18 protein-coding genes are annotated in these 23,389 nt (G+C 40.3%); 11 read left to right on the top strand and 7 right to left on the bottom strand.

All coding sequences use genetic code 11. The features are described from left to right. Positions 1–5 precede the first annotated feature (5 nt). From QA601_10405 to QA601_10390, 4 genes are all read left to right on the top strand, one after another. On the top strand, positions 6–1,136 hold the full coding sequence (locus QA601_10405) for a polysaccharide pyruvyl transferase family protein (GenBank protein MDG5815492.1): 1,131 nt from the start codon (positions 6–8) through the stop codon (positions 1,134–1,136). A 48-nt stretch (positions 1,137–1,184) separates the two neighbouring features. Continuing rightward, positions 1,185–2,558 (top strand): FAD-dependent oxidoreductase, encoded by a 1,374-nt coding sequence (locus QA601_10400; protein ID MDG5815491.1) that lies wholly within the window; start codon positions 1,185–1,187, stop codon positions 2,556–2,558. Between the two features lie 169 nt (positions 2,559–2,727). Beyond that, a complete protein-coding gene (locus QA601_10395) occupies positions 2,728–6,900 on the top strand; it encodes a PAS domain S-box protein (protein ID MDG5815490.1) in 4,173 nt (1,390 codons plus the stop codon). Then, positions 6,897–7,268 (top strand): response regulator, encoded by a 372-nt coding sequence (locus tag QA601_10390; protein ID MDG5815489.1) that lies wholly within the window; start codon positions 6,897–6,899, stop codon positions 7,266–7,268. The genes QA601_10395 and QA601_10390 overlap by 4 nt, the downstream gene beginning before the upstream one ends. A gap of 89 nt (positions 7,269–7,357) precedes the next feature. On the opposite strand, the gene QA601_10385 is transcribed toward QA601_10390, so the two are convergent. Both QA601_10385 and QA601_10380 read right to left on the bottom strand, forming a co-directional pair. Further along, on the bottom strand, positions 7,358–7,723 hold the full coding sequence (locus tag QA601_10385; protein MDG5815488.1) for an STAS/SEC14 domain-containing protein: 366 nt from the start codon (positions 7,721–7,723) through the stop codon (positions 7,358–7,360). Between the two features lie 86 nt (positions 7,724–7,809). Further along, entirely contained in the window at positions 7,810–8,877 is a 1,068-nt protein-coding gene (locus tag QA601_10380; GenBank protein ID MDG5815487.1) for a hypothetical protein, read from the bottom strand. Between the two features lie 320 nt (positions 8,878–9,197). On the opposite strand from QA601_10380, the gene fusA reads away from it, so the two are divergent. Genes fusA through QA601_10365 form a run of 3 tightly spaced genes read left to right on the top strand, consistent with a single transcriptional unit; the run spans position 9,198 to position 12,831 of the window. After that, on the top strand, positions 9,198–11,291 hold the full coding sequence (fusA, locus tag QA601_10375) for an elongation factor G (protein ID MDG5815486.1): 2,094 nt from the start codon (positions 9,198–9,200) through the stop codon (positions 11,289–11,291). Between the two features lie 17 nt (positions 11,292–11,308). Beyond that, positions 11,309–12,019: a hypothetical protein gene (locus tag QA601_10370; GenBank protein MDG5815485.1), complete on the top strand. Its 711-nt coding sequence runs from the start codon at positions 11,309–11,311 to the stop codon at positions 12,017–12,019. Between the two features lie 23 nt (positions 12,020–12,042). After that, positions 12,043–12,831 carry a biotin--[acetyl-CoA-carboxylase] ligase gene (locus QA601_10365; protein MDG5815484.1) on the top strand — a complete coding sequence of 263 codons (789 nt, stop codon included), beginning with the start codon at positions 12,043–12,045 and terminating at the stop codon, positions 12,829–12,831. Here the strand turns inward: QA601_10365 and QA601_10360 are convergent. Further along, entirely contained in the window at positions 12,805–14,367 is a 1,563-nt protein-coding gene (locus tag QA601_10360) for an NAD(P)H-hydrate dehydratase (protein ID MDG5815483.1), read from the bottom strand. The two genes, QA601_10365 and QA601_10360, sit on opposite strands and share 27 nt — an antisense overlap. A gap of 119 nt (positions 14,368–14,486) precedes the next feature. Here QA601_10360 and thpR point away from each other — a divergent pair, with 119 nt between their 5' ends. Continuing rightward, positions 14,487–15,029: an RNA 2',3'-cyclic phosphodiesterase gene (gene thpR / locus QA601_10355; GenBank protein ID MDG5815482.1), complete on the top strand. Its 543-nt coding sequence runs from the start codon at positions 14,487–14,489 to the stop codon at positions 15,027–15,029. Here the strand turns inward: thpR and QA601_10350 are convergent. After that, complete coding sequence (locus QA601_10350; GenBank protein MDG5815481.1) at positions 15,026–15,739, bottom strand: PHP domain-containing protein; 714 nt, start codon at positions 15,737–15,739, stop codon at positions 15,026–15,028. The two genes, thpR and QA601_10350, sit on opposite strands and share 4 nt — an antisense overlap. Before the next feature lie 91 nt (positions 15,740–15,830). After that, positions 15,831–18,551: a pyruvate, phosphate dikinase gene (gene ppdK / locus QA601_10345; GenBank protein MDG5815480.1), complete on the bottom strand. Its 2,721-nt coding sequence runs from the start codon at positions 18,549–18,551 to the stop codon at positions 15,831–15,833. Positions 18,552–18,725: 174 nt separating this feature from the next. On the opposite strand from ppdK, the gene QA601_10340 reads away from it, so the two are divergent. The 3 genes from QA601_10340 to QA601_10330 are packed head-to-tail and all read left to right on the top strand — an operon-like array spanning position 18,726 to position 22,015. Further along, positions 18,726–20,651 (top strand): DUF1926 domain-containing protein, encoded by a 1,926-nt coding sequence (locus tag QA601_10340; GenBank protein ID MDG5815479.1) that lies wholly within the window; start codon positions 18,726–18,728, stop codon positions 20,649–20,651. Then, positions 20,638–21,258 (top strand): STAS domain-containing protein, encoded by a 621-nt coding sequence (locus QA601_10335; GenBank protein ID MDG5815478.1) that lies wholly within the window; start codon positions 20,638–20,640, stop codon positions 21,256–21,258. The genes QA601_10340 and QA601_10335 overlap by 14 nt, the downstream gene beginning before the upstream one ends. Then, on the top strand, positions 21,242–22,015 hold the full coding sequence (locus QA601_10330) for a lytic transglycosylase domain-containing protein (GenBank protein ID MDG5815477.1): 774 nt from the start codon (positions 21,242–21,244) through the stop codon (positions 22,013–22,015). Before QA601_10335 ends, QA601_10330 begins: the two co-directional genes overlap by 17 nt. Here the strand turns inward: QA601_10330 and amrA are convergent. Further along, positions 21,982–22,572 (bottom strand): AmmeMemoRadiSam system protein A, encoded by a 591-nt coding sequence (gene amrA / locus QA601_10325; protein MDG5815476.1) that lies wholly within the window; start codon positions 22,570–22,572, stop codon positions 21,982–21,984. The genes QA601_10330 and amrA overlap by 34 nt on opposite strands. Before the next feature lie 11 nt (positions 22,573–22,583). Then, positions 22,584–23,372, bottom strand: coding sequence for an AmmeMemoRadiSam system protein B (gene amrB / locus QA601_10320; protein MDG5815475.1), 789 nt, complete (start codon positions 23,370–23,372; stop codon positions 22,584–22,586). Positions 23,373–23,389 lie beyond the last annotated feature (17 nt).

Here is a 23,389-nt window from a genome sequence, read left to right as displayed (position 1 = left end):
TCATCTTGTCCAGGCAAAGTAACCTTTTTCAGATAGGAATAACAGGCTCTTATGGTGGTTTGAATCTTGGCGATGAAGCGATCCTTCAGTGCATCATTTCCCAGATTCGCTCATCTATTAAGGCTCATATAACCGTTTTCTCCAAAGATCCGGCCGATACACTTAAGCGCCACAAAGTGGAAAAAGCGCTTGCAGTACGAAAACTCACCAGGGAGGAAGCTTCCAAAGAGGTGGAAAGGCTCGATCTGTTGATTTTTGGTGGAGGGGGGATTTTATACGATGCGGATGCAAGAACCTATTTACGTGAGCCGATACTTGCTATAGAAAAAAAAATCCCCTTTATGGTTTACGCCATTAGCGCAGGCCCCCTTTATGATAGCTCTATTCAGGGAACGATAAAAGAGTGTCTTGAATGTGCCGACGTTATAACGGTAAGAGATCATCACTCAAAGAGAATTTTGCAGGATATCGGAATAAGAAAAGCCATAGAGGTAACCGCTGATCCGGCACTTTTGCTCGAGAAGCAGTCTGTTAACAAAGAAACACTAAAGCTCGATGGAATACATCCCGGTAAACGCCTGGTGGGGATATCGGTGCGGGAGCCGGGTGTAGCGGCTCCCGATATTAACGAAACCATTTATCACGATATGCTTGCCAACACAGCCGATTACATAATCGATCGTTTCAATGCAAATGTGGTGTTTATACCCATGGAGAGAAAGGTTTTAGACTTACAGCACAGCCATGCGGTTATCTCCCTTATGCTTCGTCCCCAGCAGGCTACAGTTCTACAGAAAGATTACACCGCCGGTCAACTACTCACAATTTTTTCTCATTTCAGTTTCGCGGTGGGTATGAGACTGCATTTTCTAATATTCGCGGCCCTTAATCAAATCCCTCTTGTGGGCCTCCCCTACTCACCCAAGGTAAACAGTTTCCTTGAAGAGCTTCACCTGGAAATGCCTCCGATCCACCTGGTCAATGCAGGGAGACTTATATCCCATATCGATCATGCCTGGGACAACAAATCCTCTGTGGCTCAAAGAATAAATCGCTTTTTACCAGCTCTTAAAAAACGCGCACAGTATAATAATTCTATTGTAGTAGAGCTTTTAAAGAGTAAATCTGAAACGTAAAAGGGTATAAACGTACCACCTCTTCCCCGCCCAGAAAAATATAATTTCATGCTTCTTCCGGCCAGAAAAGCGGTGGTGGCTGAGAGCTGTGATGTGCTGGTGGTTGGGGGTGGTCCTGCTGGTATTGGAGCCGCACTGGGTGCGGCAAAGCTTGGGGCTCAGGTGGTGTTGGCGGAGCGGTATGGTTTTTTAGGGGGTAGTGCAACTGCTGCTTTAGTGATGCCTCTTATGTCCATTTTCACCCAACATCCAAAAAAGCAACATGCAGGCGATATAAGCATGTTTCCAACAGATCACGGGTGGGGGGAGCCGGTAATAGCCGGTGCTGTGCGGGAGCTTATTGAACGTTTGGTAAAAGCAGGTGGGGCGCTTCCCCCTACATACAAAACAGGATATGTGGTTCCCTTCGACCATGAAGTGTTTAAATTTGTTGCCATGGAGATGGTTGATGAAGCCGGGGTTCATGTGCTTTACCACTCCTTTGCAAGTGAATGTATCATGAGGAAAAAGGAACCAGGGGTGGTGTTTGAAACCAAATCGGGGCCTGTGGTGATTAATGCCAAGATGATTGTGGATTGTACAGGTGATGGAGACGTTGCCACCAGTGCGGGTGGCCACTATGATGTGGGACGAGACACCGATGGTCTTGTGCAGCCAATGACCCTGTATTTCAGACTAACTAACTTCGAAAAGGTAGCATTTGAAAACTATGCCAGGATGCATCCCGATCAGTGGAAAGGGGTTCATGGGTTGTGGGATCTTGTGAAACAGGCCGCTCTGGATGGTGAACTTGATCTTCCCCGTGAAGATATTCTTCTGTTTGGCTCACCGCACCCGGGAGAAGTAAGCGTAAACAGCACGCGTGTTATACGAGTTTTGGGAACCGACATCTGGGATATTACCTATGCCGAGTGGGAAAGCAGAAGGCAAATGAAACACCTCGAAGAGTTTTTTAAACGATATGTGCCCGGGTTTAATAAAAGCTATGTTATCCAAAGTGGTATTCAGATAGGGATAAGAGAAACAAGAAGAATTAAGGGGGATTATTGTCTGAATGCACAGGATGTTATGGAAGCCAGGAGATTTGATGATGTAATTGCACGGTGTATCTACCCCATAGATATTCATAACCCAACGGGGCGGGGAACTGTAATTAAAAGGGTTTCACCCGGGGAGGCATACGATATTCCTCTGCGATGCTGTATTCCTAAAGACCTTGACAACATACTGGTGGCGGGACGCTGTATTTCCGGTACACATGAAGCACACTCTTCTTACCGGGTTATGCCTGTATCGATGTCCACTGGTCAGGGCGCCGGAGTGTGTGCGGCGCTGGCAGCAAGGGCTAATGTGCATTCAAGGGATGTTGCTATTGAGGATGTGCAAAGAGAATTAAAAAAACAAGGGGCAGACCTTGGCTAATTGGTTTGCCAAATATCAGTTACAGCTATAAAACTACAGCCATCAATCAATCTGATAGAGAAAGGGTTGGTTCCGCAAGTGATTTTCAGGCATTAGTTTTGCTCTTTTTGTATAGAGTACTTTATTTGAAACACATACATAAAACCCAGGCTCAGAGAGAGATACAATCGTGAATGCTGAGTTTAGTTGGTTCGATGATACCACTCCTGCAGTTTTTATCACCGATTCTTCAGGTAACATTACCTCCATAAACGAGAGTGCAAGGCGCTTTTTTAGGATCAACGAAAGTGAAGTCTGTAACAAGCCCTATCTTTCCCTTTTCTCTCCTGAGTACACAGCAGTACTTAGCACTGAAGTTGCGAGCGAAGTAAACAAAAGCGGTCACTGCACAATCGACTTAAAAACCAACGGTAAAACTAATTATAAGAACCTGGTACGGGTATCGTTTTCTAAGCTCAGTGGGTGTGCTGAATCTGTTGAATCGATGATCGCTGTTATCGCTTCGGTTTCGGTTTCGGGTAAAAAAGCATCACAAAGCACTATTTGTAACGATGAGTGCCTGAAGGAAAAGGTGCTGTTGGAGGAGAACCTTCGTATTTCAGAGCAGCGTTCTAACTCCTTAATTAAAAACACCACTGAAGGGTTTTATCTGTTTGAATTTCCTGAGCCCATTTCCATTAGTTTACCCCTAAAGCAGCAAATTCAGCTGTTGTTTGACAGTACATTAGTAGAATGCAACGATGCTCAGGCAAAGATGTATGGTTATGAAAGCAGAGATCAGATCATTGGTAAATCATATAAAGAATTAGCCGGTGGGACCTTCAATCCTCAAAACATAAGTTTCTTTACCAAAATGGTAAAAAACGATTACTGTTTATGTGGAGAGATTACCGCCGAAGTCAAAAAAGAGGGGGAAACGGTATGGTTTTCAAACAGCGCTAAGGGGGTAATTGAACACAACAAGCTGATTCGTATCTGGGGTACACAGGTTGATGTTTCGGGGATAAAGAGAACGGAAGAGAAGTTAAGGGAGCAGCACTGGAGGCTTCAGACCATAATTGAAGCAACCGGTATCGGGACCTGGGAGTACAATGTAGTTACCGAAGAAGTACTCTGTAACGAGACATGGGCAAAAATCCTGGGCTATACGCTTCATGAACTCACCCCCTTAAGCATTTCCACCTGGAAAAACTTAACTCATCCCGATGATTTAAAGGGTGCATTGGTACAGTTACAACGTCACTTAAAGGGCGAAATACCTATGTTTAACTGGGAAATTCGAATGCGCCATAAAAGCGGAGCATGGGTATGGATTCTCAACCGGGGGAAAGTGATCTCGCGAACTCCTGAGGGAGATCCCCTGATGCTGTTTGGTACCGTTACCGACATATCTGAGCAAAAGGCAATTGAGCAGGAGATTATGAGGGAGCGGGACCTCTCCAATGCAATTCTGGAAAGTCTTCCGGGGGCATTTTACATCTTCGACCAGGAGGGGCATTATCTTCGGTGGAATACTTTTTTTGAAAATGTAACAGGGTACAATGAAGAAGAGGTTAAGAGGATCAATCCGCTTCAGTTATTCCGCAATGAAGAAAAAGAGCTGGTTACCAAGAGGATTAAGGAGGTTTTTGAGAGAGGGTATTCTGAAGTAGAAGCCTCTTTTTATGACCGCAGCGGGAGATCAAGACCATTTCTGTTCACTGGTCGCAGGATTGAGTATAAAGGTCGCCTCTGTCTTTTAGGGATGGGTATCGATATAAGTAAACGAAAAGAGGCCGAAATTAAGCTGCTTTCAAATGAAGAAAACCTTCGTATTACCCTTAATTCCATAGCAGATGGTGTAATAGCTACCGATCGAAGCGGAAAAGTTGTTAGGATGAACCCTGCGGCAGAAAACCTTACCGGGTGGAATTTAACTCCGGCGTTGGGAAAACCGGTAACAGAGGTTTTTAGGATTGTAAATGCTCAAACCCGCGCTACGGTTCAGGACCCGGTGTCACGGGTGTTTGATTCAGGAGCGGTGGTGGGTCTTGCAAATCACACAGTGCTTATTTCGCGAAACAACACAGAACATCAGATAACGGATTCCGCTGCGCCTATTCGAAGTGACCGGGGTGAAATAATCGGCGTTGTTCTGGTATTCAGAGATGTTACTCAACAATATAAAACCCAGCAACGACTTGCTTTCAATGAAGAACGATTCAGAATAATTTCTAAATTGGTATCAGATTTTGCTATTTGCTACCGAACCGATAAATCAGGACATCTAAAACCGGAGTGGATGTTTGGGCCTTTTGAACTTATTACCGGTTACAAATACGGAGAGTTAGAAAACGAAGATGGGCTTATTACTATAATTCACCCACATGACAGAGACGATTTTCTTAGAACCATTGAAAATGCTTTAAAAAGTAAAAAATCATTCAGACATGAATACCGTATTATCAAAAAAACGGGTGAAACCGGTTGGATTCAGGGCTATGGTATAAGCGATGAGGACAGAGAGCAGCGTCTTTATTATGCTGTAGAGGAGATAACAGAGCGCAAGCAGTCAGAGGAGCGATTACGGGAAGTAAGGGAACGGATGGAATTTGCACTCCAGGCGAGTCAAACAGGGGCATGGGAACTTGATTTTGCAGATCACTTTGTCTATCGAACTCTTGAACATGACAAAATTTTTGGCTATAACGAGCTGTTACCACATTGGAGTTGTGAAGAATTTCTCAATCATGTTCATCCCCAGGACAAAGATACCGTAGACCAAAAGTTTAAAAGAGCAGTTGCCCTAAAGCACAATTATGATATTGAGTGCAGGATAATAAGAGCTGATAATAAAGAGCGTTGGATAAAAGCGGTTGGACAGTTCCGGGAGGGTTCTGAAGGGAAGGGGCTTTATTTGGCAGGAATTGTCCGGGATATAACAGATAGTAAAAACTATGAGATTGAGATTAAGGCATGGCAGGATTTAATGGAATACACGATACGATACGATCCCAATGCCATTGCCGTTTTGGACAAAAATTTAAACCATAAGTTCGTAAGTGATCGATTCAAACGGGATTACCGGGTAGAAGATCAGGAACTAACAGGAAAAAACCACTATGCCGTTTTTCCTGATCTTCCACAAAAATTGCGTACAGTTCATAAAAGAGCCCTAAGCGGAGAAGTAATAAAGAAGGATGAGGATAGCTTTGTCAGAAATGACGGGACAATAGAGTGGGTGAGATATGAGTGCAGGCCCTGGTATGAATCAAGTGGCTCAATCGGTGGTATTATACTCTATACAGAACTAATAACTGAGCGCAAAAATACAGAGATAGCTCTAAAGGAGAGCGAGGAACGTTTTCGTAATCTAATAGACTACTCTCCTGATGCAATTTTTGTATATGTGGATAAACGAATTGTTCTGGTAAATAAAGCTGCAGTTCGGCTATTTAGAGCACATGATGAATCTGAGCTTTTGGGCAAGTCCCCCTTTGAACTCTACCACCCCGATTATCATCAAATAATTTCCGAGCGCCTTCACACGTTGCTAACTCTTGATGAGCCGGTCCCCCTCCAGGAGGAGAAGATCATGCGTCTGGACGGTACTTCTGTATATGTAGATGTGCTTGGTGCTCCCTTTAATTTTGGAAATAAAAGAGCTCTTCATGTAAGCCTAAGAGATGTAAGTGAACGTAAAAAAACAGAAGATAAACTAAAACAGTCGTTACGGGAAAAGGAGACGCTTCTTCAGGAGATCTATCACCGCACGAAGAACAATATGCAGGTCATTTCCTCGTTTCTGGAGCTACAGGGTGCATCTTCCTCCAGCAATGAAGTAAACAGAATTGTAAACGACAGTGTAATAAGAATACGAACTATGGCTCTGGCGCATGAAAAACTGTACAAAGCTAAAAGCCTCTCGCGCATAAACTTAAAGGATTACATTAAAGATCTGGTGGAGATAGTTGCTTCAAGTAATAAAACCCCATCTCAATCTATTTCAGTCGAGTTCGATCTTCAGGATATTGAGAGTCTCATAGATATCGCAATACCCTGTGGTTTAATCATTAACGAGCTGATTTCAAACTGCTATAAGTATGCCTTCCCAGAGGGCAGAAGTGGTACGATCACTATTTCACTTCGCAGACTAAGCACTGGTAATCTTTTTCTGAGCATTGAAGACAACGGGGTAGGTTTACCAAAAGGCTTTGATGTCACAAAAACCCCGACACTTGGAATACAAATTGTTCTTCAAATAACCAGACACCAGTTGCATGGTTCTGCCAGAGCCGAATCTAATGGTGGATTACACTGGAGTATTGAATTTAGTGATAACATCTACGAGACAAGGGTATGATGAAAAACAACTCTTCTCCTTCTGTGCTTATAGTTGATGACGAAGCGGTGATGGTGATGCTTCTTCAGGTGAGACTGCGGGCAAGTGGTTACCATGTTAGTGCAACCGCATCATCAAAAGAGGAAGCGATTTCAAAGGCAGTTGAGACCAAACCGGATTATGTGATTATGGATATTCGTCTTACTGGAAAGGGTGATGGTATCGAGGCTGCAGAGCAGATTTTAAAAAGACTGCAAACCAAGATAATCTTTATTACCGGGTATTCAGAGGGTGATATAAAGCGTCGGGCCCTGGAGTTGGATCCCGCCGCCTTCATCACAAAGCCCTTTGATATAGCTGAACTGCTTACAATTCTTGAACAGGTGTGATTGATGCTATAACGCCGGCAATAAATTTAGCATACTTTCCTGAAAACATGCTTGCTCTTTTTTTATAAGTTATGATCTAAACAAGAGTATTAACGATGAATTGATTCGATCCATGCTTTTGCAAGTGCTTCATCTTCCAGAGAGTAATGTCTAAATTCAATACCTGTAAATATACCGGCAAGTTTAGAAACCCACTCCATTGCCTTAATGTTACTGACCAAAACATAGCGCTCTATATCTTTTAGATGATCTTTTGCAAAACTTAAGCGTTCACTGATTGCATTAAGATCGGGAAAAGCTATTTCTGGTAGTTTAACATAGAGTCTGATTTTATCCTGTTTTGCTATGATCTCTCTTAGTTCAGAGAAAACCTGCTGATTCTCCTCTTTGCTTAAAGTTCCTGATGCTTCATAGGCTACGATGTTATCATGGCTCCAGTCTAACTTCTTAATCATTGTACCTCTCCCTCAGTATAGTTGTTTTTGGAAGGTTAGAACTACCTCTTTTTTATAGCATTAATCATTCCTTTTTTGGTAACCTCTTACCGCTTTGCGATCTGCTCAATCTCTCTGGCACACACCATTGCCCCATTTTTGCTCGCCACTTTTTGTTCTGTTTTGGTCTCTGCCATTTTTAGTATTTCCCCCCACCTGAGGTTTAAAAACGAATCGGTACTCAGCTCCCTTCCAATTCCAAGACTTAGCACCTCTTTTTTAAGAACAGGATATTCCGCAAAGTTTTCTCTGGGCAAAAACACCAATGGTATTCCATTAAGCATACTCTCAGAAGTTACCCCATAACCAAGTTTGCAGAGTATTATGTCAGCGGAAGCCGAGAGATCCTGATATCTAAAGTCTCTCTTTTTAACCAGGTGGAAATTTTGGGGAGCTTGGGAAATTGGGTATACTCCAAAAAACTCCCAATCTTTAAACTGTTCAAGCCTTTTCCAGCGGACATTTTCTAAACCGTAGTTTCCGGTGTATATTAGTCCGATCTTTTTTTGCTGATCAAAGTTGTAGAAGTGAGATAGTTTTGAGCGTTTATTCTCCCCCACTCTGCCCACAACAGGGACATGTTTAATTTGTTTAAAGTAACCCATGTTTAAAGAAGGGTAGAGTGATAGAAGAAGAGTAGCTAAGCTGTACTGCTCCTTAATTTTTTCTAAATGACGCTTAAACCAGGGATGTTGGGGGCAATAGTCATTATATACATCAAACCAGGTAAAATTAGAAACCGCAACAGAAGGGATAGAAGCACAACTGGCTACTTCAAAAGCAAAAGGTGTGATATCACTTACAATACAATCGATTTTCATTTCATTACACAACTGTACTTCTGTTTGGAGCAAAGAAGCATTACGCTTTGCAATCGTTGCGTACTTTTTTAGAGTACTATCGATATCTACACTGACTCCGTCTAATTGCACACATCCACAATCAAATTCTGCAGGTAAAAGGCGGTACGGTCTCTTCATCTCCTCTCTAAAGAAGCTTTCAGGCAAATTGGTACGAAATGTTATGTCTACAGAGGGGCTAAAACTATTAGCAATTGCAGCAGTTCTAACGGCATGCCCAAAACCATGGGAAGTTATATAATAGAGTAGGTTCATGATCTGCTCTAAAGCTTAAAAAAAACAATTTTTGGATAAAATATTTATACTCTTGTTATCGAAATAAGATACTTTTTGCACTAAGTACATTAAATAGCGCTCATTGTTAATTTGGGATGAGGGCTGGGGAAAAGGCAAAAAGGTTTAAAATTGGTATTTTTTTTATAGACATGATATTTAGCACATACTATTTTAGACGGCCGCAATAGTGGTAATTACCTCTTGATCCACGGAGCATCATACCAATTTACTGACCATGGGTTTTAGAGAAATAAGAAACAATAACAATAAGTGCTAATTTTTGAGAGGGAATTTATTGTATGGCGTACAACATCAAAAAAATGCGAAACATCGGGATTAGTGCCCACATTGATTCGGGAAAAACAACCCTGACTGAACGCATCCTGTTTTATAGTAACAAAATTCACGCCATCCATGAGGTCAAAGGCAAAGACGGTGTTGGAGCAACTATGGACTCCATGGAGCTTGAACGTGAACGTGGTATCACTATCGCCTCTGCAGCTACGAATGTATCCTGGCGTGAACACCCAATTAATGTCATTGACACACCTGGACACGTAGACTTCACCATCGAAGTTGAGCGTGCACTTAGAGTTCTGGATGGTGCAGTGTTGGTTCTCTGTTCTGTAGGTGGTGTTCAATCTCAGTCAATAACTGTTGATAGACAGCTTAAGAGATATAATGTCCCAAGACTTGCGTTCATTAATAAAAGTGACCGCTCGGGTGCCAACCCCTACAGGGTAACACAGCAGCTTCGCGACAAACTTGGTCACAATGCAGTTCTTATGCAAATTCCTATTGGACTTGAAGACAAGCATGAGGGAGTTGTGGATCTTATTACCATGAAGGCAGTCTATTTCGATGGTCCCAGTGGAGAGATAATCCGTGAAGATGAGATTCCCGAACACCTTATCGATGAAGCCAACGAGAAGCATGAAGAGCTTCTGGACGCGGTTTCATTGTACTCAGATGAGCTCGCAGAGAGCTACCTGGAAGGTAATGCTACCGTTGAGCAGATTAGAGATGCAGTCCGAAAGGGAACACTTTCTTTGGATCTTACTCCTGTATTTATTGGTTCAGCTTATAAGAATAAAGGTATTCAGCTACTTCTTGATGGTGTGGTTAATTATCTGCCCAGCCCGGATGAAATCGACACTAAAGCCCTTGATATGAGCAATAATGAAGAGCCTGTTCAGCTTTATCCTGTTGAAGACAAACCGGCCGTTGCATTAGCTTTTAAACTTGAAGACGGACAGTACGGGCAGCTTACCTATATCAGAATATATCAGGGTACGGTGAAAAAAGGTCTTGAGCTTACTAACACCAGATCCGGAAAACGCTTTAAGGTAGGTCGGTTAATCCGTATGCATTCCAATTCAATGGAGGATATTGATGAGGCAAATGCGGGAGATATCGTAGCCCTTTTTGGAATCGATTGTGCCAGTGGTGATACATTCACTGAAAAGGGACTCAATCTTACCATGACCACAATGTATGTACCAGAACCTGTTATATCACTTGCTATCAGTCCTAAGGACAAAAAGTCAGCAGACAACATGTCAAAGGCACTAAACAGGTTCGGAAAAGAAGATCCGACATTTAGAAGTTATGTAGATTTAGAGTCTAATGAGACGATTATTAAAGGAATGGGTGAACTTCACCTTGACGTTTACATTGAACGTATGAAACGTGAGTATAAAGTTGACATAGAAACCGGTATGCCACAGGTTGCATACAGGGAGACCGTTGGTACTTCGGCTCGCTTCGATTATACTCATAAGAAACAGAGTGGTGGTTCGGGTCAATATGGAAGGGTTGCAGGTACGCTTGAACCTAACACTGAAGGTGATTACGAATTTGTCGATCAGATTAAAGGCGGGGTAATTCCATCTGAATTCATTAGTTCCTGTGATAAGGGATTTAAATCATGTTTAGCCAAAGGTAAAATCATTGGCTTCCCTGTTGTTGGAGTTAAAGTAACGATTGATGATGGTGCGTTTCACGCTGTGGACTCATCTGATGTAGCCTTTCAGCTGGCCGCAATTGGTGGTTTCTGGCAAGCTTTTGAAAAAGCGAAACCGGAAATTCTTGAACCAATTATGAAGGTTACCGTTGAAACTCCTTCAGAGTTCCAGGGTAATGTGCTGGGAAGTATAAACCAACGACGTGGAATAATTATCGCTACCAACGAAGAAGGTGCTTTTACTATAGTAGAAGCTGAGGTTCCACTTAGTGAAATGTTTGGGTACTCTACTGTCTTGCGGTCCTTAACCCAGGGTAAAGCTGAATTTACCATGGAATTTCTTAAATACAGTAAAGTTCCGACTAATATCTCAGAGCAGCTAAAAAAAGAACATCTTGAAGAGAAAAAATCCGAATCCAAAAAGAAATAAATATAAAGGAGTGGATTATGTTACGTAATGAGCTTATCAAAAAGAGCCCGCTCAGAATCCTGGAGAAATCTACTCATGATGGTGTAGGTGCAGGGAATATCGGTGTACTGGCTGCTCGAAAAGGAGTAGGTAAAACCGCTTGCCTGGTGCATATCGCCACTGACCAGCTACTTCAGAAAAAACACGTTATCCATGTTTCATTTGCCTCAGATACTTCGCATATCGTTGCATGGTATGAAGATATTTTCAAGGAAATAGCTCAACGCTACAAACTTGATAACTACGATGAATTGCATGATGAGTCTACCAGAAACAGGGTTATCATGAACTTTAAACAGTATGGTGACACTGTTTCTAAGGTACAAAATGGAATTCGCGCTTTAGTTAAAGACGGACACTTCTCCGCTGACATGATCATTGTCGATGGTTTTGATTTCAGTAAAAGCTCACCAGAAGAGTTTCAGGTTTTCAAAAACCTGGCTGAAGAACTTAACATTGAAGTATGGTTCAGCGCAACTGTTAGAAGAGATGATAACAAAACTGATGAAAATGGAATCCCTCTTATACTAAAGAGTTTTCAGGATAATATTGCTATTCTTATTCAAATGGAACCCCATGACACACATGTTCATCTCCATTTAATAAAGGATCACGATATCATCCCTGCGAAAGATGATTTGCATCTTAAGTTGGATCCACAAACTCTTCTAATCGCTGAAGAGGGATAACTAATAGTTTTTTAAGGGAACAGATGGAAACATCTATTCCCTGTTTTTTCTTTTTTCCTCCAAAAAGTGCTGGCATGTCTACCACCCTTTCTGAGAACGGTAATTTTATTGAACGTATCTATGCCTTTCCCAGTATTGATTCTACTAACGAATATGCCAAGAAGCTTTCATCTCTGCCCCAAAATGGTGTGTTTATAATCAAGGCAGATGTTCAAACGTGTGGGAAAGGACGTAGGGGTAAGTCTTTTTTTTCCAGTGTAAGAGGTGGACTGTGGGTTAGTATCATTTCACCTATTGAGGACATTTCCTTGCACTTCAGTCAAAACAGAGCTATTTCGCTTGCAATATGCAACTCTATTCTCAAATACTATCCAGATGCTCCAATAAGAATAAAGTGGCCAAACGACATCTATTGGAATGACAAAAAAATTGCCGGTATTTTACTTGAACCAATGCCTCAGTCAACAAAACATATAATTATTGGTTTCGGTCTTAACGTAAATATTAGCGAAACTGCTTTTCCTGATAGTTTAAAAAACATAGCAAGTTCATTACTAATCGAATCGAACCAAATTACTCCTATAGACCACTTACTGAAAAGTATTGCTGAACAATTTTGTTTTTTGAAAGCTCAAACTGTCGAAAAATCACACTCTCAATATAAATCTCTGTTATATAGAGCAGGAAAGCCAGCCCGAATTAATGGCAACAGTGGGATATTTGAATCTGTAACTAACGATGGTTTTTTTGAACTGAAAACACAAAAGGGTATCGAACGTTTTGCGTCAGGCACTGTTAGCTTCAGTTTTTAGCACAAGCAGGTCTTTAAAAACCTTTGGTATATAGTGTGGCAAATCACTGGCTATAACAGAATATTCGGTCATCTCTTCACTTGCGTATTTAGCTGCTTCACCATGAATAAATTGTCCTAATATTGCTGCTTCAATCGGTTTTACTCCCTGGGCAAGTAATGATACTATTATTCCAGAAAGCACATCTCCACTGCCCGCAGTTGCAAGAGCAGAAGAACCAAATGGTAGAATAAATACAGAGCCGGATTGACCGGCAACTATGGTAGGATTACCTTTAAGTAAGATAGTTATGTTGTATTTAGAAGCTGTTATTTTTAATATATCGATGAGTTTAAGAGGATCAGTGGGTAGTTCCCCAAATACTCTTTTCCACTCACCTCTGTGTGGAGTTATAATTATTTCCCCTTTATGCTCCATCAATTCTTCACTTTTATCCTTAAAAGCATTAATGCCATCTGCATCTAACACTATCGGTACCTGAGTTTTAGTGATTGTTTTTCGAATGAATTGAGTTGTTTGCAAATTGTGAGATAACCCAGGCCCAATACAGATAGCATCTTTTCCAGAAGCTAAGTTGATAAAATTTTCTAATGCATCTGTTGAAATAGTGCCGGATTGCGTTTGCTCCATGGGATGAAGAACTGTTTCGGTTAATTTTACGGACATAATATCAATGAGAGATTCAGGTAATCCCATATGAACCATTCCGCAACCAGTACGAAAGGCCGCATTTGCTGCAAGTGTAGCCGATCCGCTCATTCCCTTTGAGCCAGATATGAGCAGTGCTAAGCCATGTTCAAATTTTGAGCCAGCACTTTTTCTTGCTGGAAGGTATTCTGCAAAAGCACTCTTTGTTGGCAAAAATGAATCTCTTAAATTAGCAGATACAATTTTTTCGGGGTAGGAAAGGGTTCTGGTAATAAGCTTTCCGGTTTTATCTCTACCGGGATAGAAGAACTGTCCGATTTTCGGAAAACCCATTGTAATAGTACGATCAGCACGAACACATGGGTTTCCACATTGACCGGTGTCCCCATTAAGGCCAGAAGGAGTATCTACCGAAAGTACTGGAATGTTCAACTCATTTATAAGCCTGATAACATTGGCCAAAACACCTCCAGGATCCCCTTTTACTCCAGTTCCCAGTAAGGCATCAATGATCAGGTCAAAATTATCGGGAAAGAAGTTCATTTCTGTATCATTTATTACACGTACAGTGCCCTCTTTTTCCAAGTATTCATCAGATGCCACTTTAGCTTCACCTTTTAAAACACTGATATCGTAAAGTGAGAAAACGATAACCGTGTATCCATTTTCCATAAGCATTTTCGCTGCTACATACCCATCACCACCATTATTCCCTTTTCCACAAAAAATTGCGACATTAGCTTTGTCTCTGTAGCCAAGCATCTTGCGAGCTTCTTCAAATACTCCCCTACCCGCTTCAAGCATCAGAGAATAACCTACGGTCAAATCACCATTTATTGTTTCCTTATCAATATTTCTCATTTGGGCTGTAGAAACAACAGAAATCATTTTTTACTCCCCAAAAAAATTATACTAAGTCTGAGAAAAGGGTTTTTATTGTAATAATTAGTATCTTTAACCTAATATATATTATACAATACTCATTATTTCACCTCAGGAGAAAATATATGCCCCGTTTATTCGTTGCCATAGATCTTCCTGAAGACATTAAGGATCAATTAATTGAAACCTACCATGCTATACCTGGTGCAAAGTGGATAGATGAAAAGCAGCTACATTTAACACTTCGTTTCATTGGTGATGTACAGAATGATATAGCAGACAGAATACATTTATCTCTTAAATCTGTGTCTTCTTCCTCTTTTAGTATGGCTCTTAAAGGGGTGGGATATTTTCCCCCAAAAAGACATCCACGGGTCCTATGGTTTGGAATAGCAGAAAATCCAGAACTTCTTCAATTTCAAGCCAAAATCGATAAAGTCATTACAGAAGCGGGGATTGCTCCGGAGGGTAGAAAGTATTCTCCTCACATTACTGTTGCACGATTAAACAAGTCACCTCTCGAAAGAATTGTTAATTTCATAAGTGCAAACAGCCTTTTTTCCACTGACTCATTTACAGTCACCGAATTTCATCTCTACTCAAGCACCTTAGGAAAAGAGGGAGCACACCATATAAAGGAAGCTACTTATCCACTTAGAGATTATTAAGCTCTTTTTCTTTCTTTTCTACTTTCAATAAACTGCAAGGTTGTAGTTGTATCTCTGTTAACGATTAACTCTTCAGGAAACCCTACTTTATCCAATAAGGGTGTAACGTAGGAATCATCTCCAAGCTCATGAATTGCATGAGTATCGCTGCATACAGCCATTGTGCATCCGGTACTTTTGCATGCTTCGACCAATTTCAATGTATTCTCAACAGTACTTCTTTTGTACATGATTTTAGAGTTATTCAATTCCAGAGCAACACCGTTTTTTCTGGCAACCCGTGCGACTTCCTCATAATTAACTGGATAAGAGGGATCATTTGGATGTGTGATTATATCGATAGATGGATTTTTATCGATTGCTTTTATAAGCATTTCTGTATACTGAGATGAGTCCATTTTTTTTTGAGTGTTTGGGTGTATTCCCAGTAGCACAACATCAATAAATGGCATAAATGAGTCTGGGGTATCAATCGCTCCGTTTTCATCTATTATATTGCACTCCACCCCTTTTAGTACATCAAAATCCTTAAAGGGCGATTTGAACCTTTCAAAAAAAGGATTATTCAGTCTTCCACCAAGTGTTAAGCCGTGATCAGTAATGGCAATTCCTTTCATACCTAAAGCACGGCCCTGGTTTATCAACTCCAGTACAGTGTGAATCCCACACTTACTGAAAATTGTGTGAACATGAAGGTCAAAATCTATCAATTCTTTATCCTTTCATAAACAATAAACCGAAAAAGGCAAGGTCTCTAATTAGACCTTGCCTCAATTTTAGCTAACTACTTTTAGCAAATACTTAAGCTTTTTTAGCCTTAATTTCTGCCTGAGCAGCTGCAAGACGTGCAATTGGTACACGGTAAGGAGAGCAACTTACATAGTTAAGACCGAGTCCGTGGAAAAATTCAACAGAATCGGGGTCTCCACCATGTTCACCACAAACACCAATCTTTAATTCTGGCTTGGTTTTTCTTCCTCTTTCCACACCGTATTCTACCAGTTGTCCTACTCCGTCCTGATCGATGCTCTGGAAAGGATCGTCTTTAAGGATCTTTCTATCGAGGTATTCACTAAGGAACCCACCGATATCATCACGACTGAAACCAAAGCTCATCTGAGTAAGGTCATTTGTTCCAAAAGAGAAGAACTGAGCATCTTCGGCCATGCGATCTGCAAGTAATGCAGCGCGTGGAATTTCGATCATTGTTCCGTAGAGATACTCAAGTTTGTCGATTTTGAACTTTTCTTTTACTTCTTCTGCGATTTTCTCGACCAGTGCTTTCTGATCTTTAAGTTCCTTTTCATCACATGTAACAGGAACCATTATCTCAGGAAGACACTTTTTGTTTTCCTTGTTAAGTTCAGCAGCAGCTTCCAGAATAGCACGGATCTGCATTTCTGTAACTTCAGGATAAGTTACACCAAGACGAACACCACGGTGTCCCATCATTGGGTTAACTTCATGGAGAGAATCGCCACGTTTTTTCACATCTTCAAGAGAAATACCGAGAGCATCAGCAACTTCCTTCTGCTTTGCTTCACTCTGAGGTACAAATTCATGAAGAGGTGGATCGAGCAGACGAATTGTAACAGGCATACCCTTCATAGCTTCGATGGTAGCCTTCATATCTTTTTTCACGTATGGAAGCAGCTGATCGAGTGCGCTCTTACGTTCTTCTAAAGTGTTACTGAGTATCATTTTACGCAGATAAAATAGTGGCTCATCACTACCTTCACCGTAGAACATATGTTCAGTTCTCATCAGTCCTATACCTTCAGCACCAAAAGACTGAGCTATAGTAGCATCTTCAGGTGTATCAGCATTTGCACGAACACCCATCTTACGGAACTTATCAACAATGTTCATGAACGTTTGGAATCTTGGATTCTCAGTAGCATCAATCATATCAAGAGCGCCGCTGTAGACGTAACCCTTAGTACCATTAAGTGTTACTACATCGCCCTCTTTAAGGGTTTTATCGTTGATTTTGAGTGTTTTTTCCTTAAGGTTGATTTCACAATCACTTGCACCAACGATACAGCATTTACCCCATCCACGTGCAACAAGTGCAGCATGACTTGTCATACCACCACGAGCAGTCAGGATACCAATGGCAGCACGCATACCCTCAATGTCTTCAGGGTTTGTTTCTTCACGTACCAATATAACCTGCTCACCTTTGTTTACCCATTCAACTGCATCTTCTGCTGTAAATACTATTTTACCAGCTGCACCACCTGGTCCTGCAGGTAATCCTTTAAGAATAGCTTCTGCACCCTTTTCTGATTTAGGATCGATAATTGGGTGAAGAAGTTCATCGAGCTGAGCTGGCTTAAGTCTCATCACCACATCTTCTTCCTGGATGAGTTTTTCATCCAGCATATCCATCGCCATATTCAAAGCAGCAGTACCTGTGCGTTTTCCAACACGTGTCTGAAGCATCCACAATTTACCTTCCTGAATTGTGAATTCAAGGTCCTGCATATCACGGTAGTGTTTTTCAAGTTTCTTCTGAATTCCATCAAGCTCTTTATAAAGCTCAGGCATTCCAACTTCAAGAGAAGTCAAATGGGCATTCTGTTCACCCTTTGTACTTTCATTAATAGGTGCAGGTGTACGTGTTCCCGCAACAACGTCTTCACCCTGTGCGTTCACTAAGTACTCACCAAAGAATTTGTTTTCCCCGGTTGCAGGGTTACGGGTAAAAGCAACACCAGTAGCTGATGAATCACCCATATTCCCAAACACCATAGCCTGCACGTTTGTTGCAGTACCCCATTCGTGTGGAATACCTTCAATGTTACGATAAGAGATGGCACGTTTTCCGTTCCAGCTTTTGAACACTGCACCAATTCCACCCCAAAGCTGATCCATTGGTTTGTCGGGAAATTCACTTCCAAGAGCAGATTTGATATGCTTCTTGAATGTGTCACAAAGCGACTTAAGATCATCTACAGTAAGGTCGGTATCGAGTTTGTAACCTTTTTCTTTCTTAAGCTCTTCCATGATCTCTTCAAGCTGCAGACGAATGCTAACACCACCCTTAGCTTCGATTCCTTCAGCTTTCTCCATAACAACATCGGAGTACATCATAATCAAACGACGGTATGAATCATACACAAAGCGCTCATTTTTGGTCTTTTCAACAAGACCGGGGATTGTTTCTGAGCAAAGACCGATATTGAGAACAGTTTCCATCATCCCGGGCATAGACATTCTTGCACCTGAACGACAAGAGATAAGAAGAGGATTTTTGGAATCACCAAATTTCATTCCCATCGCTTTCTCAGTTTCAGCCAAACTTTTTAATACCTGCTCTTCCATCTCTGCAGGAAATTTCATGCCGTTTGCAAAATAATCGGTACAACAATCTGTTGTGATTGTAAAACCAGCAGGAACAGGTAGTCCCAGATTACACATTTCAGCAAGGTTTGCACCCTTACCACCAAGCAGATTTTTCATATCCGCTTTTCCATCAGCCTTACCTGGTCCGTAAAAATAAACGTACTTTTTTGCCATTAAATCCTCCGCATTTTATGTTGACGGTGAAAACAACTTGGAGCTAAGTAAATAGAACTCTATAATATAAATAGAAAGCCTAACCGCATCAAGGAAAACAACTAAAACAGGAGGGTTTATCTAAAACTTTCAAAAATTATTGATCAATTGCTGGCTTCATTATAAATTCTATGTATGAAACGCCACACACTCATACTGCTGCTTCAGCCATACAAAAATAGCCTCATGACAAGAGATGTTATTGAGGAGGGGATCAATTGTTTTTCAGAAAACATAGCGAATTTATGTAACACCCACGCGCACCTGCGTTTTAATTTGATTCTTCCGGCCTATATTCTTGAGTTTATCGATCCCTTTAAATTATCTGTTCTTAGAGATATCCAAAAAAAAGGACTTATCGAATGGATTCCGACCGGATATACCGAACCCTTCCTCAGCTTTTCTCCCCAATGGCTTAGCGCAGAGAATATTCACTATGGAGCTTCGGTATTTAAGGACCTAACCCGTTACGCTCCAATGGGTTATTCACCTCCATTCTCAAACTGGGAACCCTCACAGATCGATATTTTCAGAAAATGTGGAATCAAATATGCAGTGGTATCAAAAGAGTTGCTCTCTAAACAACACCAAAACAGTCACGGCTATTGGATCACAGAGCATACGGGTAGTTCAATAGCATTTTTTCCCTACACAGCGTTTCATCGCTACAATGCTCCGGAGAGCTTAAAGGATTGGATTGAGAAACAATCTGAGGAAAATAGTACCGCAGAGCTTAATAACTCTACATTCATAGTCAAATACCTCTTCTCTCTCGATCCTGAAGAAAAAACTAAACAATATGAGTGGCTTACAAAAATTTCTGAAGAAATAAGCAAAAACATTCTCCATATTCAGCCCTCCCGGGTGCAGGAGGTACTTGGAAACACTCCACCCCTAGGTCTTTACTTTTTACCCTCATGCCTTGTACGCACAAATAATAAACCCTGGGATGCCTATTTTTTAAATCACCTGCACTGTTACGACCAGATAAGCCTTATACAGCGCAAATTGATGGAGGTGTGTAACGATATTTCCCATTACTCTGCAAGCAAAAATCTCTTCAGACTTAAGAAAATGCTATACTTTGCGCAGGATATTAACAGGTTTTTACCATCACCTGTTTCAGGGTTCAGCCATATAAAGGACCGATTGTGGTCTTATGGAAGACTTATTGATATCGATCGGGAAATTCAGAGAAAACAAACTCACTGTGGACAAATCCGGTTGATTGACTTTTTGAGGAATGGCTATAAAAGCATTATTATGTCAAATAAAAACCTTAAGCTTTATATTGACCACAAAAAAGGAGCGCGTGTCTATGCATTGGATTATAAGGATCGCTCCTTTAATGTATGCGCTGCTTATAATCCCAATACCAGTAATAAACCAGATGTTATATCACCTAACAATTCCAAATTATCCTTTATAGACAGAGTTTTTCCAGATCAACCTTTTTCTTCTCATCTATTGGAAAATGATATAAATGATTCAGGAAATTTTTCAGATGCACCATATGACTATACATTTAAAAAATCAAGTTCAGGTGTAAAAGTTGTATTGAATAGACAGGGTTCATTTTTGTTTAAAGATAAACAGCACCCTCTACATCTTGAAAAAGTTTTTGGACTCGATGAAGGGGATTCAATTCTCTCCTTTGCCTACAAACTGAATAATCCATCTTTAACTGATGTTACTTTTCTGTTTGTTATAGAAATGTCTTTTGCTCTCCCTGGAGTTTTCAACTCTGCCACAACTTTGATTCATGATAAATCGAGATATAACTCTATTGGTAAAGAGTTTATTCAATTAAATGAAGCATCAAAATGGTCTATAGAAGATTGTTTAACCGGTGTTAAGCTAACTTTCAAAACACAGAAAAAAGTCAATGTTATCATGCCGCCGGGTAATTACGACCAGAATTCTATTCCTTATCAACCATTTGGTACGCCAGTTTACCTATGTTGTCCAATCAAATTGAAAAGAAATTCATCCTGGTCGTTTGTTGGTAAACTTTTATTCAGTAAAATCAAATCGAAAGGTTTATTAAATGATTTTATCTGAATCCCTTGATATTATTCTAGAGTGCAAAAATGATATAATATGGGTCACCCTTTCGGGGCCCTTTAATAATGAAGAGGTACCAAGCGTACGGGAGAAGATATTTAAGCTTATTGATGATGGTAGCAGATCTTTCGTTTTTGATCTAGAGAGGATTGATTTTATTGGAGATAAGGTTGTACCGTTCTTTGTTAACTTACTAAACAACCTTAAAGGAAAAAAAGGTGAGCTAAAGCTTGTATTCAAAAACGATTTGGTACATGATTCATTTCTTCCCTATAGTAATATCTTCTCCATTTACTCAAACTCTGAGTTTATAAATAAAAGAGAACTGTTTTATTCTCTTCGCCGGACAGGTAATACCCTTAACCGAAAAACCGGATTTAGAATATCCAAACCACTTGCGGTATGTATGTTAATAATTCTTGGTGGTTGGTTTTTTTCACTTTTATATATTATAAACATCCAAAACCAAAAAATTCATGAGCAACAGAATGAACTGCACGAACTAACACACTGGAAAGAGGAAGCTCTTATAGAAATAAACTATCTACAAGAGCGCATACGACCTCTGGAACAGTTAGGGGTTCTTCGTGAAAAAGAAAAGTAAAGGCTCACCTCAAAAATCAGCAAAAGCCTTTGTGACCTTTAGAAAAGGTGAAATATGGGTATCTGAATTATTTTCTTTTATCATTGCTTCACTTATCTTTATCTGCCTTCTTTTTCTTGGCTCAGTAATTATTAGAAAAGAATTTGTTTTAAGAGATCTGGATACACAGATTGCTAATCACAAAAAAGATACAATCCACCTCAGAAAAGACTTGTTAGATTTACAAGAAAGGTACCATGTTTCAGCTGTACTTAAATCGACTATCAGAAGAAATGTTCAACCAAATACTATTTATCGTCTAACAGATATCGTTTTAAAAAACAGTAGGCAGTTTGGATATGATCCACTATTGTTACTAGCAGTTATAGAGGTCGAAAGTTCATTTAACCCCAATGCTTTGGGAAGATTTAGAAGTGGAAGACTTAGTGGGGCCCTTGGGCTTATGCAGATCAAATATAATACAGCTCTTGAAGTTGCAGATTTCCTTGAAATAGAAAACCTCTCCCCTAATGATCTTTTTGACCCTGAGATAAATACGGTTATAGGTACTGCGTATCTAACAAGACTTATAAGCCAGTTTGGTAGTTTTAAACTGGGGCTTCTGGCTTACAATCAAGGCCCCGGTACAATAAGAGGATATTTAATCAGAAAGGAACCGCTTTCAGTTGGATACTATGAGAGAGTACTTGCGAGTTATTATAGAATGAGGGAACAGTTAAACTCTTACGACTCTATCCCTTTTTTTTCAGAGAAGTGAAGCACCTTGTATTTAAAAACCTGAGCACTTTTCCACCCATTGGGTCCCATATTACCTTTCAGTGACAGTTTTTTTAAAAACATCTCCTTATCTGGTAACTGTTTCCAAACCTGAGGTAAAAATGTGGCTTCTCTACCATCTTTTTTTAATATAACCCCATCAGTTTCACTGTTTAATAATTGTAAAAGATCTTCCGGTGTATCATATAACAGTTCTTCAGGAGTGCTAAGAATTGAGATTTCGATTTGAATTTCTTTTAGCTCATCAACAGAAAGTGGTGCGAAACGGGGATCATGTAATGCAGCCTTTTTGGCATTATCAATAATGCTTAGATATAATGCATGTACAGGCACAATGCATCCAATACAACCCCTCAATGAACCTGCAATGGTGATAGTAACAAAGTTACCATACGGTTGGTTAAGAACACTCTCTTGAGGTTTTTTTTCGGCCATTGTGGTATTGTTGCACACAGCAGTTTCAATACTTTGCCTTGCAGAGGCAAGAAGATAATCTTGTGTGTGTTTGAATAAAGAAAAATTGAATTTATCACCCATGGAGCATTTCCTTAAAAAAAAGCAATAGATGTATAGCCAACAACTCTCTGTCCTGATCCAAATTGAGGTGCAGTATCAAAGGATGTTCGGGCATCCAAAACAGAAGGAGTAAGATTCATTTTTTTAGCCAAATGCATAATTACGCGTATGGCATTTTCTCCACAACCATCAATGAATTCATATGCATTACCTTTTATTACAGTCTTTATACTGTTATCATCAATGTGTCTGGCATCTTGCTGATTTTTAAAATGGGAAAGATCAGACGATGCAATAACAAGAGTATTACAATCAATATAAGGAGAAATTAAATCTGCAACACATTTTGGATCAACTTTTCCCACAAGTATAGGTATTAATAAAAAATCATCAAGCTGTACCTGAAGAAATGGAAGCTGTACCTCAATACAGTGCTCCAGTGAATCAGCATCAGCTGTATTACACGTTAGTGTATTTGATTTTAATTTATTTACCACCTGGAGATCAATTTCTACATCCCCTAAGGGGGTAGAATAAAAATGAGCATCGGATATGTGTATTCCATTCACAAATTTGTGGTGAGATGGACCAATGATAAATACCCTCTTTATCTCTTTACTAACCAATTTAAAACCTTTGGCCGCAACAACACCAGAAAAGATATACCCGGCGTGGGGGCTAATCAAAAGGCGCACATCCGTTCTTTCATTTGGAACAGCATCTAACATACTCTTCACTTCTTTTAGAAGCATGGTTTTAGAAGCGCTGTAAAATTTCCCGGCAACAGCAGGTTTTCGAATGTGTTTTGTTTTTTTATACATTGTCATCTTTAAGGTCT

It is taken from the genome of Chitinispirillales bacterium ANBcel5 (assembly GCA_029688955.1).
Classification (GTDB): domain Bacteria; phylum Fibrobacterota; class Chitinivibrionia; order Chitinivibrionales; family Chitinispirillaceae; genus Cellulosispirillum; species Cellulosispirillum alkaliphilum.
The sequence above is the reverse complement of the archived record's forward strand: the minus strand, read 5'-3'. Positions and strand labels throughout refer to the sequence as shown.